We start from the raw sequence: 17,009 nt of genomic DNA on the forward strand, positions 1-17,009 counted from the left end.
TTATGACTGCTGTTTTACGGCATTCACTTGCGGCTGCCATTGACGGAAAGCGCTTGTCTGCATGTCAGAATGGACAATTGGCTCAAATGACGCATTTCATATCTGCCTGATCGGATATTGCTCCGGGCCCGTAAATCACAACTCGACGACGCCTTAGCCAAGGCCATCTAGCGGAGTGTAAAAGTCATGCAAAACAGGGAAATTCGACTTAAAGCCGGTGGTGTCTGGTCAGTTGCTCTTATACTGTTGATGGTATCTGTGCTGGCGGGCTGTGCTGGCCCCTCACTGGACGATTATCGCGATACACAACCGGAGCTGATTCCCCGGGAATTTTTCCAGGGCGAACTTTCTGCCCGTGGCGTGGTCAAGAATTTCTCCGGCAAGGTCATTCGTACTTTCGATGCCGATATCAGCGCCACCTGGGACGATGACGGCGTGGGTACCCTGGACGAGGTGTTCAGGTTTGATGACGGAGAGGTCCAGACCAGAGTCTGGACCCTGACACCAGCCGGCGACAGCTACCATGCCGAAGCCGGTGATGTGGTCAAACCCGGCACCATGCGCTGGCAGGGCAACGCCATCCATATGAATTATGTACTAAAGGTGTCATACGGCGATGGCACCATAGACGTCCGGATGGACGACTGGATGTACCTGATCACACCAGACACCCTGATCAACCAGACCACCATGAGCAAATGGGGCGTCGAGGTTGGTGAGGTGGTACTGGTTATCCAGAAACTGGGGTACGGGGACGACTCGTAACATTTATATCTGAAAGGTTAGCAAAATCCATGTGGAAACAATGGCTGATTGCTGTGGTCCTGGTTGTGGTGGTAGCTGCAGGGGCTGGTATTTATCTGAACCTGGAGTCAGGAGACAGTGGCCAGAGCGGTGGCGAGGCTCAGGCCAGTGCCGTCAATGTGGTAACACCGGAACGACAAAGGGTTCGTGACACCGTTGGCGCCGTGGCAAATCTGCGAGCCCTGAACTCGGTAGAGTTGACCACTGAGGTGAGCGGTCGAGTGATGGAACTGAATCTGCAGCCAGGCGCTGCGGTAGCCCAAGGGGCTGTTCTGCTCCGGTTGGATGATCGCCAGGCCCGGGCTGACCTTGCAGTTATTGAGGCACAGCTGGCTGATGCCCGGCGCCAGTATGAACGGGCCCAGAGGCTGCGAGCCAATAACAGTATCTCTCAGTCCCAGGTCGATGAACTCAGAACCGCCGTCGACGTTGCCATTGCTCAGCGAGAGGCTGCGAGGGTCCGGTTACAGAACCATCGGATCGAAGCGCCGTTCGCCGGTGTGGTCGGGCTTTCGGATATCAGCGTTGGGGCATTTCTCCAGGCAGGCACCACCATCACCACCCTGGATACCAATGACAAGATGGAACTGAACTTCGCTGTTCCCGAGCGATTCATTGGTCAGGTCAGGATTGGGCAACGAGTTCGGGCTACCTCCCCTGCGTTTCCGGGCGAAGTTTTTGAGGGGGAGCTGATAGAACTGGCTACCCGGATCAATGAGCTGAGCCGGACACTGTCTGTTCGGGCATTGATCGACAACTCTGAGGGCCGCCTGCGACCCGGCCAATTTATGTCCGCGTCTCTGACGTTGCAGGAACGAGAAGGCTTGGTCATACCGGAACAGGCGGTCATGATCCGGGGTGATCAGAAATATGTATTTGTGGCAGAAGATGGTGTTGCCCGCCGGGTGTCGGTGCGCACGGGCTCGCGAATGCCTGGCCTGGTTGAGGTGGTGGAAGGCCTGGAGGTCGAGGACCAGGTGGTGGTCACCGGCCAGGATCGCCTGAGTACCGGTGACCGGCTCAGGCTGCTGGAGTCTGATCTGGCAATACCGGATAACCGGTTTATTTCCAGCCGGGAGTCCTGATCTATGGTCCTCTCCGATATTTCCATCAAGCGCCCGGTATTCGCTACGGTTCTCAGCCTGCTGATTGTGGTGTTCGGGGTGGCGGCACTGATGGAACTGCCCGTTCGGGAGTATCCTGACATTGACCCACCCATTGTGTCGGTGTCCACCGACTACACTGGTGCTGCGGCTGAAGTGGTCGATACCCAGATCACCCAGGTGATTGAAGGTGCGATCAGTGGCATTGAGGGTATTCGTTCCATTGAGTCATCCACTGAGCAAGGTGAATCCCGAACGTCCATCGAATTCAACACTTCTCGCGATATCGATGTTGCAGCGAACGATGTCCGCGATGCAGTTGCCCGTGTGGCCAACCAGTTACCCGATGAAGCAGATGCCCCCAGGGTTCGTAAGGCGGACTCCGATGCCCGGCCGATGATGTGGGTAACGCTGCTCAGTGATGTATGGGACAGCGCAGAACTCAGCGATTTCGCCGATCGGGTGCTGGTCGACCGGTTGTCGGTGCTCGATGGTGTAGCCGATGTTCGAATTGGTGGCGAGCGCCGATACGCCATTCGGGTGTGGCTCGACCGGGAGCGCCTGGCAGCAAGAAACATCACGGTGGCGGAGGTAGAGCGCGCACTCCGGGACAACAACGTTGAATTACCGGCGGGGCAGGTGGATTCGTCTACCCGCAATTTCACCGTAAGGGCGGAGGGGCGCTTGTCCAGTGTTGAAGAGTTCCGCAACCTGGTGGTGCGCCGTGACGGCAATGATTTGCTGCGGCTGGGCGAAGTCGCCAATATCCAGATGGGTGTGGAATCTGACATCAGCCGGTTGCGGGCCAACGGGAAAACCGCCATTGGCCTGGGCATTATCCGGCAATCCAAAGCCAATACCGTGGCGGTATCGGATGCGGTGCGTGCCGAACTTGAGCGGATTCGGGACACGCTGCCACCGGAAGTCTCACTTGCGGAAAGCTACGACGAATCCATCTTTATCCGTGCCTCCATCAAAGAGGTGTTGATCACCCTGGGCATCGCCGTGTCTCTGGTGATTCTGGTGATTTTCCTGTTCCTGAGATCCTGGCGGGCCACATTGATACCGGCCGTGACCATACCGGTGGCGGTGATCGGGGCGTTTATCGGCCTGGGTTTCCTGGGGTTTTCCATCAACGTGCTTACGTTGCTGGCGATTATCCTTGCCATCGGCCTGGTGGTGGATGATGCCATCGTGATGCTGGAAAACATCCAGCGGCGCATTGATGAAGGAGAACCACCGCTGTTGGCAGCCTATCGCGGTGCCAAGCAGGTGGCCTTCGCCATCATTGCCACCACACTGACACTGATTGCTGTGTTCGTGCCCATTTCGTTTATGGGCGGCAACGTTGGCCGGCTGTTCGCCGAGTTTGGCTTCACCCTGGCGGCTGCCGTGATCTTTTCAAGCCTGGTTGCGCTGACGCTGGCCCCGATGCTGTGCTCGAAATGGCTCCAGCACAGCCCGGAATCCGAAGAAGGCCACCGCCTGTGGGCATTCAGCGAGAAAGTGCTCAATGGCCTGACCAATGGCTATAAAAAACTGCTGACATTCTCCCTGAATCAGCCGGGTTTGTTGTTGGGCCTGGGTGTGGCTGGCCTGATCATAGCCACCGTCATTTTCCCGCGCCTGCCGCAGGAGCTTGCGCCTACGGAAGACCGGGGGGTAATCATCATGCCCACCAGCGCCCCGAGGGGGTCGACCGTTGAATACACCGACCACTTTGTCCGCCAGGCGGAGACGCAATTACTGCCGTACCTGGACGAAGGCATTGCTGCCCGCTTCCTGTCGATTGTCGGTTTCCGGGAGGAAGAAGATAACGCCTTTATGATCATGGGCCTGACCCATTGGGATAACCGCGACATTAAGCAGCAACAGGTAACCAGTGAAATCCGGCAGAAGCTGGCGGATATTTCCGGTGTACGGATTAACGTGATCAACCCGCCGGGCCTTGGCCAGCGAGGCTTCAATCAGCCTGTTGAATTTGTGGTGGCCGGGCCGGATTACGAATCGGTACAGGCCTGGAGTGAAGAGATCGTCGAACGGGCGAAAGAGAACCCGAACCTGATCAATGTGGATACCGATTTTGAGCTGACCCGACCGGAGTTACGGTTGAACATTGATCGGGACCGGGCGGCGGACCTGGACATCACCGTTCAGGATGTGGGCCTGACCCTGCAAACCATGCTTGCCTCCCGCAACGTGACCACCTATGTGGACCGGGGTCGCGAGTACGATGTCATCATCCAGGCTGACGACGCCAACAGGGCGACGCCGGGGGATCTTGAACAGATCTTTCTGCGACCGAGAGAAGGCGGCGAGCTGATTCCGATCAAGGCCCTGGTGTCGGTGGAGGAAATTGGCGCCAATCCGGACCTTCGGCGTATAGATCGGTTGCCGGCGGTGGTCATCAGCGCGTCCCTGGCCGATGGCTATGACCTGGGTTCGGCGCTGACCTACTTGAATAATCTGGCCGTGGATAACCTGCCGCCGGAGGCCCGGCTCAGCTACAAGGGCCTTTCCCGGGAATTCCAGGATTCGTCCGCGGCTATCTATCTGACCTTCGGCCTGGCGTTTATCATCGTGTTCCTGGTGCTGGCGGCCCAGTTCGAGAGCTGGATTCACCCGTTGATCATCATGTTGTCCGTGCCGCTGGCCGTGACCGGGGCGCTCATTGCGTTGGCCTGGTCTGGGATCAGTCTGAACATTTACAGCCAGATCGGCATTATCATGCTGCTCGGGTTGATGGCCAAGAACGGCATATTGATTGTGGAGTTTGCCAACCAGTTGCGGGACAAGGGTTACGAGGTGCGAGACGCGATTCTTGAGGGTGCCACCCTGCGTTTCCGTCCTGTTTTGATGACCACTATTTCCACAGTGTTCGGCGCCGTACCACTGGTCATTGCTACCGGCGCCGGTGCGGAAAGCCGGGCGGCCATCGGTATGGTGATTCTCGGTGGGCTGGTGTTCGCCACGACGCTGACGCTGTTCATCATTCCGGTGTTGTACAACCTCCTGGCGCGATTCGCCAAGTCGTCCAACGCGGTGGAAAAGGAGCTGGAGCGCCTGGCGTCCGGTTCGGCTGGCGGCTCCAGCCCCAAAGGCTCACCCGCAAGCAAGGCTGATGACTTCTGATCAGAGCGCTGGTGGTTACAGCACTGTCGGGAACACCAGATGTCCGTCCAGAACCTCGTCCGGGTGGATATCAATACAGAAAATGTGTTGGCCCGTCGAACCGGCAAGGCCTGTGGATAACGTGACGGTTCGCCGTGCATCCGGAAGCGCAACGTAAGGGCGGCAACTGTTGATTTGTTGCGGCCTTTCCAGGGCATTCCGGAAGTATTCCCGGTGGCTCCAGCGGGCACCCGCCGAGTAGTAAAGCGGGTTGAAGCGGTCGCCACTGACCATATCCACCTGCGCCAGCCGGCCCTGCTGGACGCCATGGCTATCCAGAATGAAACAGCGTTTGACGCCTTCCATGAGCAGCAGGTTTCTGCACACGCGTTCAAAGGGCTCGCCCCGGGCGATTTGATGGCAGACATCCATGATTTCAAAGCGGAGCAGTTTCAGGTAAGTTTCCTGGCTGTGATAATCCCTCAGGCTCCACTGCTGGGACCGGGACATCACCTGCTGCAGGGCGTTTTCGGCATTGATCGTGCACTCCCGGGTACTGTGTTTGGGCCGGGCAAACAGAAATCCCTGCAAAAGATCCGCTTCGGTATCCAGCGCAATCCGTGCCTGGTTCTCACTCTCGATACCCTCCAACAATACCAGGCTGCCGCTTTCTCGGATCATTCTGACCAGGCTGTGCAGCAATACCCGGGCACGCTGGTGTGTTTCCGCATTGGCTAGCAGGCTGCGATCAATTTTCACGATCAGTGGATTGATTCGCCACAGCCGCTCGAAATTGGAATCGCCCACGCCAAAATCGTCGATGGCAATCTGAAAACCAAAGTCTTTGGCTTCCTGGATGAATTCCAGAAGGCCATTGGTGTCACGTGTAGCGGTTTCCACGAGCTCCAGGACTATCCTCTCCGGAGGAATTCCGGCGCTGTGACAGTGGGTTGCAAGTTGTCCCAGGTAACCGGCGTGGTGCAGCAAGGTGTCCGGATTGATGTTGATAAACAGCCAGACCGGTTCCTGTTTAAGACCGAAGTTGGTCAGATGCAGGTTGAGCAGGTGCTGGTCGACACCGGTGGTGACGCCCAAGATTGATGCTTGCTCAAATAACTCGGGTGGGGCAATTGGCCGGTTATCCCGATGAACCCGCACCAGCGCCTCGTAACCAACCAGTTTCTGGTGGGTCGGGCTGAGAATGGGTTGATACACAGACTGGAAATCATGATGCTTTATAAATCTGGCACATTTACCAGGTACCTTGCCTCGGTGGTCTGCAAGGCTTAACACACTTTTCATGGTCAGGAGCCCTATACTGCTATGGCGTAGCCGTCCTGGCCGCTGATGGAGTTACCGGGAAAAACTGAAGCCAATTCCGTGCCATCGGTATCTGGTTCTAAAAAAGCGAGGCAGGCCTGGGGTTGAACGGCACGATGGCACCCAAGGCCCAGACGGTTTGCACCAGAACGGTGCCCAGACATCACCAAACGGCGTTTAACCGCACCAGGAAACAACAGCCTATGAGTCAACACAGTCAGTTCCGGTTATTGGGCCAACGGCGGTTTTTGCCGTTCTACCTGACCCAGTTTTCCGGCGCCTTTAACGACAACCTCTACAAAAACGCCCTGTTGCTTCTGATTACCTTTCAGGCCGGTGGTCTGATGGGGTTGTCTGTGAATGTGGTGGTCAACATCGCTGCGTTCCTGTTCATCCTGCCGTTCTTCCTGTTTTCCGGTATCGCGGGCCAGATGGCTGACCGCTATGAAAAGGCCGTGATCATCCGCAACGTTAAAGCCGCGGAAATTGGCATCATGCTGGTGGCCGCCACGGGCCTCTGGTTTGGCTGGTACGAGTTGCTACTGGTGTTGTTGTTCCTGATGGGGGTGCAGTCCACCTTCTTCGGTCCGGTCAAGTATTCGATTCTGCCCAGGGTGCTGACCGACGACGAACTGGTTGGCGGCAATGGCCTGGTCAGCATGGGCACCTTTGTAGCGATCTTGCTGGGCACCATCGCTGCGGGCTTGATCATGGGGGCTGACCAGGCGGCGAAAGTCACCGCCGTTGGTGTGGTGGTAATGGCGGTGCTCGGATATCTTGCGGCCCGGCAAGTACCCAATACCCGGGACGAATCGCCGGGTGTTAGGGTTCGGTTCCGGCCATTGCTGGAAACCTGGCGGTTGATGTCGGTGGCAGCGGAGCGGCGGCAGGTGCTGTGGGCGATTCTGGCCATCTCCTGGTTCTGGTTTCTGGGCGCCGCCTACCTGACCCAGTTCCCCAACTTCGCCAAAACCTGGCTGGCCGGGGATGAAACCGTGGTCACCCTGTTGCTGGCGATGTTTATCGTGGGTATTTCCATCGGCTCCATGCTGTGTGAGCGGCTGACCAAGCATCGGATCACGCTGTCGCCGGTACCCTGGGGTGCCCTGGGCCTGACACTGCTGGGGATCGATCTGTTCTTCGCAGTTCCGGCAGAGCCGAGCCCCTCTACCTGGCTCAGCCTGATCACCGAGCCTGTGTATATCCGGGTATTGCTGGATCTGGTGGGGATTGGCATTTGTGGCGGGCTGTTTATCGTGCCCCTGTACGCCTTTATCCAGCATGAAACCCCGGATCACAAGCGGGCGCGCATCATTGCCGCCCTGAACGTGATCAACTCGCTGTTCATGGTCTGTAGTGCCCTGGCAGGCATCGTGGTTCTGGGGGTGTTTGAGCTTGGAATTCCCGGGTTTTTCCTGATGCTGTCACTGACGAACGGCCTGGTGTGGATGAGTGTGCTGGGGTTGCGGCGCCGGGCCGAAAAATCTGTGGATAATTAATTGGAAAACCTACGGATAAGCCCGGAATAAAACTTTTTATTTCTATTAAAAACAGATAGTTAATTCGATTTTAAAGCGTTGAAAAAGTGATCAGGGGTGTGGATAACTTTCTTGAAAACTTTTCTGAGAAGCTGCTGACAACTGACTGAAAAGCAAAAAGTTTCGGTTTTTACCTAGCCTAAGCCCTGGGTTTATCCACTGGATTTCCTGGCACCCGCCGCCGGGATGCTTTTCGCTGGGGCGATATCTGGTTAAAATTTGCACATTCAGACTGCAATTTCGCCGGCGAGGCGTTATACTCGCCGCCCTGTTTTCAGACCCTTTTTTAAAGCCCGATTTCCGAGGTGTAGTGTGGAGTTTCCGACCCGTTTCGATGTCATTGTCATTGGTGGTGGCCATGCCGGTACAGAGGCCGCGCTGGCGGCTGCGCGCATGGGGTCGCAAACCCTGCTGTTGACCCACAACATTGAGACCCTGGGGCAGATGTCCTGTAACCCCGCCATTGGTGGCATCGGCAAGAGCCACCTGGTGAAGGAAATCGACGCCCTGGGTGGGGCCATGGCCCGGGCTACCGATAAAGCTGGTATCCAGTTTCGTGTGCTGAACAGCCGTAAGGGCCCGGCGGTGCGTGCCACCCGCGCCCAGGCTGACCGGATTCTGTACAAGGCGGCCATTCGCCATACCCTGGAAAATCAGCCCAACCTGACCCTGTTCCAGCAGGCCGCCGATGACCTGATTGTGGAAAACGACCAGGTGGTGGGCGTGGTTACCCAGACCGGTATTCGCTTCAACGCCAAAACCGTCGTGCTGACTACCGGTACCTTCCTCGGCGGCGTTATCCACATCGGTATGCAGCACCACGCCGGTGGCCGCGCCGGCGATGCGCCGGCCAATGCCCTGGCCAAGCGCCTGCGGGAGTTGCCGTTCAACGTTGGCCGCCTGAAAACCGGTACCCCGCCGCGCATTGATGCCCGTACCGTGGATTTTTCAGTGATGCAGCAGCAGTGGGGTGACGACCCGACACCGGTGATGTCTTTCATCGGCAGCCGTGACGAGCACCCTGAGCAAATCTGTTGTTATGTCACCCGCACTACCGAAGAAACCCACGACATTATCCGCAGTGGTTTTGACCGTTCGCCCATGTTCGCCGGTAATATCGAGGGCGTGGGCCCGCGCTACTGCCCGTCCATCGAAGACAAGGTCAATCGCTTCGCTGACAAAGACTCGCACCAGATTTTCGTGGAGCCCGAAGGCCTGACCACCAACGAGCTGTACCCGAACGGCATTTCCACCAGCCTGCCGTTCGATATCCAGCTCAAGGCCGTGCGCTCGATTCCCGGTTTTGAAAACGCTCACATCCTGCGCCCGGGGTATGCCATTGAGTACGATTACCTGAACCCCCAGGACCTGCGCCATACCCTGGAAACCAAATTTATCCAGGGCCTGTACTTTGCCGGCCAGATCAATGGCACCACCGGCTATGAAGAAGCCGGCGCCCAGGGCTTGCTGGCGGGCATCAACGCCGCCTTGCGGGCCCAGGAAAAAGCCGAATGGTATCCGCGCCGGGACGAAGCCTACCTCGGCGTACTGGTGGACGACCTGATAACCATGGGGACCAGCGAGCCCTACCGTATGTTCACCAGCCGCGCCGAATACCGGCTGATCCTGCGGGAAGACAACGCCGACCTGCGCCTGACCGAAACCGGCCGCAAGCTGGGGTTGGTGGACGACGAACGCTGGCAGAAGTTCAGCGACAAATGCGAAGGCATCGCCAAAGAGCGCAGTCGGCTGGAAAGCACCCGCATTCACCCGAACACCGAAGCCGGTGAACGTGCCAACGGCTACCTGAAACAGCCGATGACCCGGGACCAGTCCCTGGCCGAGCTGCTGCGTCGCCCCGAAATCGCCTATCAGCACATTGCCGAGATCGGTGCCGAGCAGGCCGCGGACCCGAACGTGGCTGAGCAGGTAGAAATCGAAATCAAGTACGAAGGCTACATCTCCCGCCAGGCCGATGAAATCGAGCGCCTGCGCCGGAACGAGAACACCGCACTGCCGGTGGATCTGGACTATGAGGTCATCGGCGGCCTGTCGAACGAGATCAAGCAGAAGCTGCAAACCGTAAGACCGGAAACCGTCGCCCAGGCCTCACGCATCCAGGGTGTCACTCCGGCCGCGGTGAGCCAGATTCTGGTGCACCTGAAAAAGCGGGACCTGCTCAGAAAGCAGAGTGCCTGAGATGACTTATCCACAATGGCCAGGCCAGCTGAGCGACGGGCTGGCGGCGATGAATCTGTCCCTAAGCGAGAGCCAGCAGCAACAGTTGCTGGCTTTTCTGGCATTGCTGAATAAATGGAACAAGGCCTACAACCTTACCGCCGTTCGGGAGGAGCGGGTGATGGTGTCACGGCAGTTGCTCGACAGCCTGAGCATCCTGCCCTGGATAACCACCAATCATCTGCTGGATGTTGGCGCCGGTGGCGGCCTGCCCGGTATCCCTCTGGCCATTGTGTTCCCGGAAAAACGCTTTACCCTGCTTGACAGCAATGGCAAGAAAACCCGGTTTCTGAACCAGTGTGTGCTGGAACTGGGGCTGAGCAATGTTGACGTTATCCATGGCCGGGCGGAAGACTGCCAGCCTGACCAGCCATTCACCCAGATCAGCAGCCGGGCCTTTACCGCCCTGGAGAACCTGGTGACCTGGTGCGGCCAGTTGCTCGCCAGTGAGGGCGAGTTCCTTGCCATGAAAGGCCAGTATCCGGATGATGAAGTAGCTGCCCTTCCGGCCGGCTGGCAGGTAGAATCCAGCCATTCCCTGAAGGTGCCCGGTGCAGATGGCGAGAGGCATTTGCTGATCGTCACCCGGGCTGAGTAAACCCGCTAAACCCAAGAGCAGGAGGCAAAGCATGGCGCGCGTGATTGCAGTGACCAATCAGAAAGGCGGTGTGGGCAAAACCACCACCTGCGTCAATCTTGCCGCGTCTCTTGCCGCCACCAAACGCCGGGTGCTGCTGGTGGATATGGACCCCCAGGGCAACGCCACCATGGGCAGCGGTGTCGACAAGAATAGCCTGCAGTTGTCCGGTTACGACGTGCTCACCAAACGTGCCAGCGCTGCCGAAGTGATTGTCAGGGCCGAGGCCTCCGGCTTTGACATACTGCCCGCCAACGGCGACCTGACCGCGGCGGAAGTGGAACTGATGAATGAAATCGGTCGGGAGCACCGGCTGCGCCTGACCCTCAACACCGTTCGCGAGAATTTCGATTACATCCTCATCGATTGCCCGCCGTCCCTGAACCTGCTGACCGTCAATGCCCTGTCGGCGTCGGATTCGGTGCTCATCCCCATGCAGTGCGAATACTATGCCCTGGAAGGCTTGGCCGCATTGATGAATACCGTGGAGCAGATCAAGGAAACGGTGAACCCGAACCTTGAGGTCGAAGGCATCCTGCGCACCATGTACGACCCGCGCAACAGCCTGACCCTGGATGTCTCCAGCCAGCTGAACGAGTATTTTGGTGACAAGGTCTACCGGGCGGTAATTCCCCGCAACGTGCGCCTGGCCGAGGCACCCAGTTACGGTATGCCGGCGCTGGCCTACGACCGGGCCTCCAAAGGCGCCATTGCCTATCTGGCCCTGGCCGGAGAAATGGTGCGCCGGCACGGATCGAAAAAGACATCCGCCGCGGTTGCGGTGTAACATAGATCGCCGTCAGGCGACCATGCATCCACCATTTCAACAGGAAGAATGACAACCACCATGGCGGCGAAGAAACGAGGTTTGGGCGAACGCGGTTTGGGGGCACTGCTTCAGGGTTCCAAAGTAAACCTGAACCAGGAACCCGGTAATCACGATGGAGAACTGCGGGACATTCCCGTGGATCTGATCCAGCGCGGGCGTTATCAGCCCCGCCGTGACATGGACCCGGCCGCCCTGCAGGAACTGGCCGACTCCATTCGCCAACAGGGCGTGATGCAGCCGGTGGTGGTTCGCCCCATCGCGGAAGGCCGTTATGAACTGATTGCCGGTGAACGACGCTGGCGCGCTACCCAGATAGCCGAACTGGACCGTATTCCCGCCATTATCCGCGATGTGCCCGATGAGGCCGCCATTGCCATGGCGCTGATCGAGAACATTCAGCGGGAAAACCTCAATCCGATCGAAGAAGCCTTCGCCCTGCAACGCCTGCAGGAAGAATTTGGCCTGACCCAGGCCCAGGTGGCTGAAGCTGTGGGTAAATCCCGCACCACCATCACCAACCTGTTGCGCCTGATTGGCCTCACCGAAGATGTCCGGACCATGCTTGAGCACGGTGATCTGGAAATGGGCCATGGTCGCGCCATGCTCACCCTGCCGCCGGAGCAGCAGATGCAGGTGGCCCGCCAGGTGGTGGCCAAGTCGCTGTCGGTACGCCAGACCGAAGCCCTGGTGCGTCGGATTCAGCAGGAGAAGCCCGCGGCCGAAGAAACCGAAAGCAAGGGCCTCGACCCCAATATTCGCGCCCTGCAGGACGACCTTTCAGACCGCCTTGGTGCCCGGGTTGCGATCAACCATGGCAAACGGGGAAAGGGCAAAGTGGTGATCGAATACAGTTCACTGGATGAACTGGATGGTATTCTGGGCCATATCCGCTAAGTCAGCCTGATAATCGGGAAAAATCATCCTAAAGTCCCGCTTTTCGCATTAAACACCACATGTGGTTGCTCCGGAGGTTGCAGAACACAACTTGTGTTATCTGCTATCAAATACCGACCCGATCTGGTTAAAACTTGGCCGATTTTTCGGTCGAGTTGTGTTGAACAGCTATCGGTTAACACATATAATTCCGCGCGCTTGCAATGACAGCTGGTGACATGACACGTTCGAAGAAAGCCATCATGCGTTTGCCGCTCCTGAAGTGGCTGGTTATCGAGATGGCGGCTCTGGTCACTATCAGTCTGTTGTGGTTGTTTGAAAGTCGTTTGGCCGGGTATTCCGCGTTTATCGGCGGTCTTATTTTTGTCATACCAAACGCGTATTTTGCTCACCGGATGTACCGGTACCAAGGCGCCCGACACGCGCGCCTGATGGTGGGCAACATGTTCAGGGCAGAAGGCATCAAGCTTGCCCTTACCGCAGTGGGTTTTGCGGCAGTTTTCATCTTGATGGAGCCAGTACATGTGCCGGCTCTGTTATTCACTTTTGCTGTAATGGTTGTTCTCAGTGGCGTGCTGCGCTTCCTGATTCAACCGCAAAGACAGCTATAGACTGGACGTGAGAGCAGTATGGCAGCTGATACCCCAGTAGAATATATACAACACCACCTTCAGAACCTCACTTACGGCAAGCTCCCCGCGGGTTATGAGAGGGTCGATCCCTACACCAATGATGTCACCGTGTTGCAGGAGGCCTCCTGGACGTTTGCGCGTACTTCGGCCGAAGCAACCGATATGGGCTTCATGGCGTTCCACGTGGACACCCTGGGCTGGTCCATCTTTATGGGCATCCTGTTCCTGACCATTTTCCGTATGGTTGCCAAGCGGGCCACCAGCGGCGTGCCCTCCGGGCTCCAGAACGTGGTCGAAATGACCGTCGAATTTGTTCAGACCATCGTTCGTGATGGCTTCCACGGCAGGAACCCGGTCATCGCGCCGCTGGCCCTGACCATGTTTGTCTGGATCTTCCTGATGAACAGCCTGAAGCTGATTCCGGTGGACTTTATCCCCCAGATCGCCCACGCGCTGGGTCTTGAATACTTCAAGATTGTACCGACCACCGATCCCAATGGTACCTTCGGTATCTCCATCGGTGTGTTCCTGCTGATCATCTTCTACAGCATCAAGGTAAAAGGTGCTGGCGGCTTCGCCAAGGAACTGTCCTTCACACCGTTCAACCACTGGGCGCTGGTACCCTTTAACCTGGTACTGGAAATCCTGGGCCTGCTGACCAAGCCGCTGAGTCTTGCACTGCGTCTGTTTGGTAACATGTACGCCGGTGAGGTAGTGTTCATTCTTATCGCGATTCTGCCGTTCTGGGTGCAGTGGACGCTGAACGTGCCCTGGGCGATTTTCCACATTCTGGTGGTCACGCTGCAGGCCTTTATCTTCACAACGCTGGCGGTGGTTTATCTGAGCCAGGCACACGAAGATCATTAACGGACAGTACAGAAGAAGTTTCGTAAAACCTGGATTGTGAAATCCCAAATTAACCTTTAATAAACTGAAAGCTAAGGAGTTTTAAATGGAAATCGTATTCATCGCAGCTGCTATCATCCTGGGTTCTGGCGCTCTGGCCACCGGTATTGGCTTCGCTCTGCTGGGCGGCAAACTGCTCGAGTCTTCTGCTCGTCAGCCTGAAATGGCTCCGCAGCTGCAAACCAAGACCTTCATCATGGCTGGTCTGCTTGACGCTGTTCCGATGATCGGTGTTGGTATCGCGATGTACCTGATCTTCGTTGTAGCTGGTTAATTACACCCGAGAAGCCAGGGCGCTGCTCACTTGAGTTGAGGACGCGCCCGGTTTTCCGGAAACCAGGACGCAACGAATAGCAAGAGGTATATTGCCGTGAATATAAACCTTACGTTGATAGGGCAAGCGATTGCCTTCGCTATTTTCGTCTGGTTCTGCGTCAAATATGTGTGGCCGCCAATCACGGCTGCCATGGAAGCGCGCCAGAAGAAAATTGCCGACGGCCTTTCTGCCGCAGATCGGGCATCCCTCGATCTGGAACTCGCGCAGGAAAAAGCCTCCAAAGAATTGCAAAAAGCAAAACAGGAAGCTGCAGCCCTGATTGACCAGGCCAACAAGCGTGCCGCCCAGATTGTGGAAGCGTCTAAAGACGATGCCCGCAAAGAAGGCGAAAAGCTTATTGAGCAGGCCAGGGCCGAAATTCAACAGGAGCGTGTTCAGGCTCGCGACGCACTGCGCAAAGAAGTGGCGGTTCTTGCCGTTGCCGGTGCCGAGAAGATCCTGGAAACCTCTGTAGATGCCAAAGCTCACAGCGAGATGCTGGACAAGCTGGCCGCAGAACTCTAAACGAGGGTCATCATGGCACAACTGACTACGTTAGCCCGACCCTACGCGAAAGCCGTATTCGATGCCGCTAAAGAACAGAATGCCGTTGATCAGTGGGATCAGGCACTGGCTTTTGCAGGTCTGGTCGCGGCTGACCAAGAGGTAGCGAACATCCTGGCCAATCCCGGCCTGTCTGAGCAACGCAAGGCGGAACTCTTCGCCGATTGTTTCGAAGAGCCCCTGCCTGAAGCACTCAGAAATTTCCTGTTGATTCTTGCTGAAAACAAGCGTCTGGCGCTGTTGCCGGAAGTTGCTACGCTGTTCAGTCTGTATCGCGCGGATCTCGAGCGCACCGTCAAACTGGCGGTGAACACAGCGTTCGAACTGTCTGCCGACGAACAGCAGAAGTTGATCAAAGCACTGTCCGAAAAGCTGGAGCGCAAGGTTGAGCTTGAAACCGCGGTGGATCAGTCCCTGATCGGCGGCGTGGTAGTACGCACAGGCGACCTGGTTATCGACGCTTCAGTCCGTGGCAAGCTGGCCAGAATGGCCAAGGCTCTGGGCTCCTGATTTCAGCACAAGGTTTGAGGACAAAGGCATGCAGCAACTGAATCCATCCGAGATCAGTGACATCATCAAGAAGAGAATCGAGAAACTCGACATCTCTTCCGAAGCAAAGAACGAAGGTACGATCCTGTCAGTATCTGACGGCATCGTATTGATCCACGGTCTGGCCGACGTTATGTACGGCGAGATGATTGAATTTGCCAACGGCACCTACGGCATGGCTCTGAACCTGGAGCGTGATTCTGTTGGTGCAGTGGTACTGGGCGACTTCGAAGGTCTGGCCGAGGGTCAGAAAGTTCGTTGTACCGGCCGTATCCTGGAAGTGCCGGTTGGTAACGAACTGCTGGGCCGTGTGGTTGACTCCCTGGGTAACCCGATCGACGGTAAAGGCGAGCTGGGCAACAGCCTGACCTCTCCGGTTGAGAAGGTTGCACCTGGCGTTATCGCCCGTCAGTCCGTTGACGAGCCGGTACAGACAGGTCTGAAAGCCATCGACACCATGGTTCCCATCGGTCGTGGCCAGCGTGAGCTGATCATCGGTGACCGTCAGATCGGTAAGACAGCTGTAGCGATTGACGCGATCATCAACCAGAAGAACACCGGCATCAAGTGTATCTACGTTGCCGTTGGCCAGAAGCAGTCTTCCATTGCCGCTGTTGTGCGCAAACTGGAAGAGCACGGCGCCATGGACCACACCATCGTGGTTGCCGCCGGTGCCGCTGATCCTGCCGCCATGCAGTTCCTGGCTCCGTACGCCGGTACCTCCATGGGTGAATTCTTCCGTGACCGCGGTGAAGACGCTCTGATCGTATACGACGACCTGTCCAAGCAGGCTGTTGCTTACCGTCAGATCTCCCTGCTGCTGCGTCGTCCGCCAGGACGTGAAGCATTCCCGGGTGACGTTTTCTATCTGCACTCCCGTCTGCTGGAGCGCGCTTCCCGCGTTAACGCTGACTACGTTGAGCAGTTCACCAACGGTGAAGTGAAAGGCAAGACCGGTTCTCTGACCGCGCTGCCGATCATCGAAACCCAGGCTGGTGACGTTTCTGCGTTCGTACCGACCAACGTGATCTCCATCACCGATGGTCAGATCTTCCTGGAAACCAACCTGTTCAACTCCGGTATCCGTCCGGCCATGAACGCCGGTATCTCTGTATCCCGGGTAGGTGGTGCAGCCCAGACCAAGATCATGAAGAAGCTCGGCGGTAACATCCGTCTGGCCCTGGCCCAGTATCGGGAACTGGCGGCATTCGCCCAGTTCGCTTCCGATCTTGACGAAGCAACCCGTCGTCAGCTGGAGCACGGTCAGCGCGTTACCGAGCTGATGAAGCAGAACCAGTACAGCCCGATGACGGTTGCCGAAATGGGTACCGTACTGTTCGCAGCAAACGAAGGCTTCCTGGACGATGTTGATGTAAACAAGGTTGTGAAGTTTGAAGCACAGCTGCTGGACTGGATGCGTTCCGAGCAGAAAGAGCTTCTCGACAAGATCGGCCCCGAGGGCAACTTCAACGACGACATCACCGCTGGCCTGAAAGCTGCTCTGGAGAAATTCAAGACCACTCAGAGCTGGTAAATCCACTGGGCCCGCCATTGCGCGGGCCTGCTGG

At 57.1% G+C, this 17,009-nt stretch carries 15 protein-coding genes; 14 read left to right on the forward strand and 1 reads right to left on the reverse strand.

Features of this window, described 5'->3' with window-relative positions:
- Positions 1–249: 249 nt before the first annotated feature.
- From C7H10_RS08990 to C7H10_RS09000, 3 genes are read left to right on the forward strand one after another with little or no spacing between them, the layout of a single operon-like run.
- Positions 250–765 (forward strand): DUF3833 domain-containing protein, encoded by a 516-nt coding sequence (locus C7H10_RS08990; RefSeq protein WP_244178236.1) that lies wholly within the window; start codon positions 250–252, stop codon positions 763–765.
- Between the two features lie 29 nt (positions 766–794).
- A complete protein-coding gene (locus tag C7H10_RS08995; RefSeq protein WP_106694598.1) occupies positions 795–1,889 on the forward strand; it encodes an efflux RND transporter periplasmic adaptor subunit in 1,095 nt (364 codons plus the stop codon).
- Between the two features lie 3 nt (positions 1,890–1,892).
- Positions 1,893–5,039: an efflux RND transporter permease subunit gene (locus C7H10_RS09000; RefSeq protein ID WP_106694599.1), complete on the forward strand. Its 3,147-nt coding sequence runs from the start codon at positions 1,893–1,895 to the stop codon at positions 5,037–5,039.
- Between the two features lie 15 nt (positions 5,040–5,054).
- Here C7H10_RS09000 and C7H10_RS09005 read toward each other — a convergent pair whose 3' ends face one another.
- Positions 5,055–6,320 (reverse strand): EAL domain-containing protein, encoded by a 1,266-nt coding sequence (locus tag C7H10_RS09005; protein WP_106694600.1) that lies wholly within the window; start codon positions 6,318–6,320, stop codon positions 5,055–5,057.
- A 221-nt stretch (positions 6,321–6,541) separates the two neighbouring features.
- Here C7H10_RS09005 and C7H10_RS09010 point away from each other — a divergent pair, with 221 nt between their 5' ends.
- The 11 genes from C7H10_RS09010 to atpA all read left to right on the forward strand — a co-directional run bounded on the left by C7H10_RS09010 (position 6,542) and on the right by atpA (position 16,975).
- Positions 6,542–7,837 carry an MFS transporter gene (locus C7H10_RS09010; RefSeq protein WP_106694601.1) on the forward strand — a complete coding sequence of 432 codons (1,296 nt, stop codon included), beginning with the start codon at positions 6,542–6,544 and terminating at the stop codon, positions 7,835–7,837.
- A 351-nt stretch (positions 7,838–8,188) separates the two neighbouring features.
- Positions 8,189–10,075, forward strand: coding sequence for a tRNA uridine-5-carboxymethylaminomethyl(34) synthesis enzyme MnmG (gene mnmG, locus C7H10_RS09015; protein WP_106694602.1), 1,887 nt, complete (start codon positions 8,189–8,191; stop codon positions 10,073–10,075).
- A 1-nt stretch (position 10,076) separates the two neighbouring features.
- On the forward strand, positions 10,077–10,712 hold the full coding sequence (gene rsmG, locus C7H10_RS09020; RefSeq protein ID WP_106694603.1) for a 16S rRNA (guanine(527)-N(7))-methyltransferase RsmG: 636 nt from the start codon (positions 10,077–10,079) through the stop codon (positions 10,710–10,712).
- A gap of 31 nt (positions 10,713–10,743) precedes the next feature.
- The gene (locus tag C7H10_RS09025; protein ID WP_106694604.1) at positions 10,744–11,538 is read left to right on the forward strand and encodes a ParA family protein; all 795 of its coding nucleotides are present in this window, start codon (positions 10,744–10,746) and stop codon (positions 11,536–11,538) included.
- 60 nt (positions 11,539–11,598) lie between these two features.
- Complete coding sequence (locus tag C7H10_RS09030; RefSeq protein WP_061333217.1) at positions 11,599–12,474, forward strand: ParB/RepB/Spo0J family partition protein; 876 nt, start codon at positions 11,599–11,601, stop codon at positions 12,472–12,474.
- Between the two features lie 203 nt (positions 12,475–12,677).
- Complete coding sequence (locus C7H10_RS09035; RefSeq protein WP_082780615.1) at positions 12,678–13,085, forward strand: ATP synthase subunit I; 408 nt, start codon at positions 12,678–12,680, stop codon at positions 13,083–13,085.
- Positions 13,086–13,103: 18 nt separating this feature from the next.
- A complete protein-coding gene (gene atpB / locus C7H10_RS09040) occupies positions 13,104–13,973 on the forward strand; it encodes a F0F1 ATP synthase subunit A (RefSeq protein WP_061333190.1) in 870 nt (289 codons plus the stop codon).
- An 85-nt stretch (positions 13,974–14,058) separates the two neighbouring features.
- Positions 14,059–14,286, forward strand: coding sequence for a F0F1 ATP synthase subunit C (gene atpE, locus C7H10_RS09045; protein ID WP_058090906.1), 228 nt, complete (start codon positions 14,059–14,061; stop codon positions 14,284–14,286).
- A gap of 96 nt (positions 14,287–14,382) precedes the next feature.
- Positions 14,383–14,853, forward strand: a complete 471-nt coding sequence (locus tag C7H10_RS09050) for a F0F1 ATP synthase subunit B (RefSeq protein ID WP_058090905.1) — start codon at positions 14,383–14,385, stop codon at positions 14,851–14,853.
- 12 nt (positions 14,854–14,865) lie between these two features.
- Entirely contained in the window at positions 14,866–15,402 is a 537-nt protein-coding gene (locus tag C7H10_RS09055) for a F0F1 ATP synthase subunit delta (protein WP_058090904.1), read from the forward strand.
- A gap of 28 nt (positions 15,403–15,430) precedes the next feature.
- Positions 15,431–16,975 (forward strand): F0F1 ATP synthase subunit alpha, encoded by a 1,545-nt coding sequence (atpA, locus tag C7H10_RS09060; protein ID WP_072675887.1) that lies wholly within the window; start codon positions 15,431–15,433, stop codon positions 16,973–16,975.
- Positions 16,976–17,009 lie beyond the last annotated feature (34 nt).

It is taken from the genome of Marinobacter shengliensis (assembly GCF_003007715.1).
Taxonomy (GTDB): Bacteria; Pseudomonadota; Gammaproteobacteria; order Pseudomonadales; family Oleiphilaceae; genus Marinobacter; species Marinobacter shengliensis.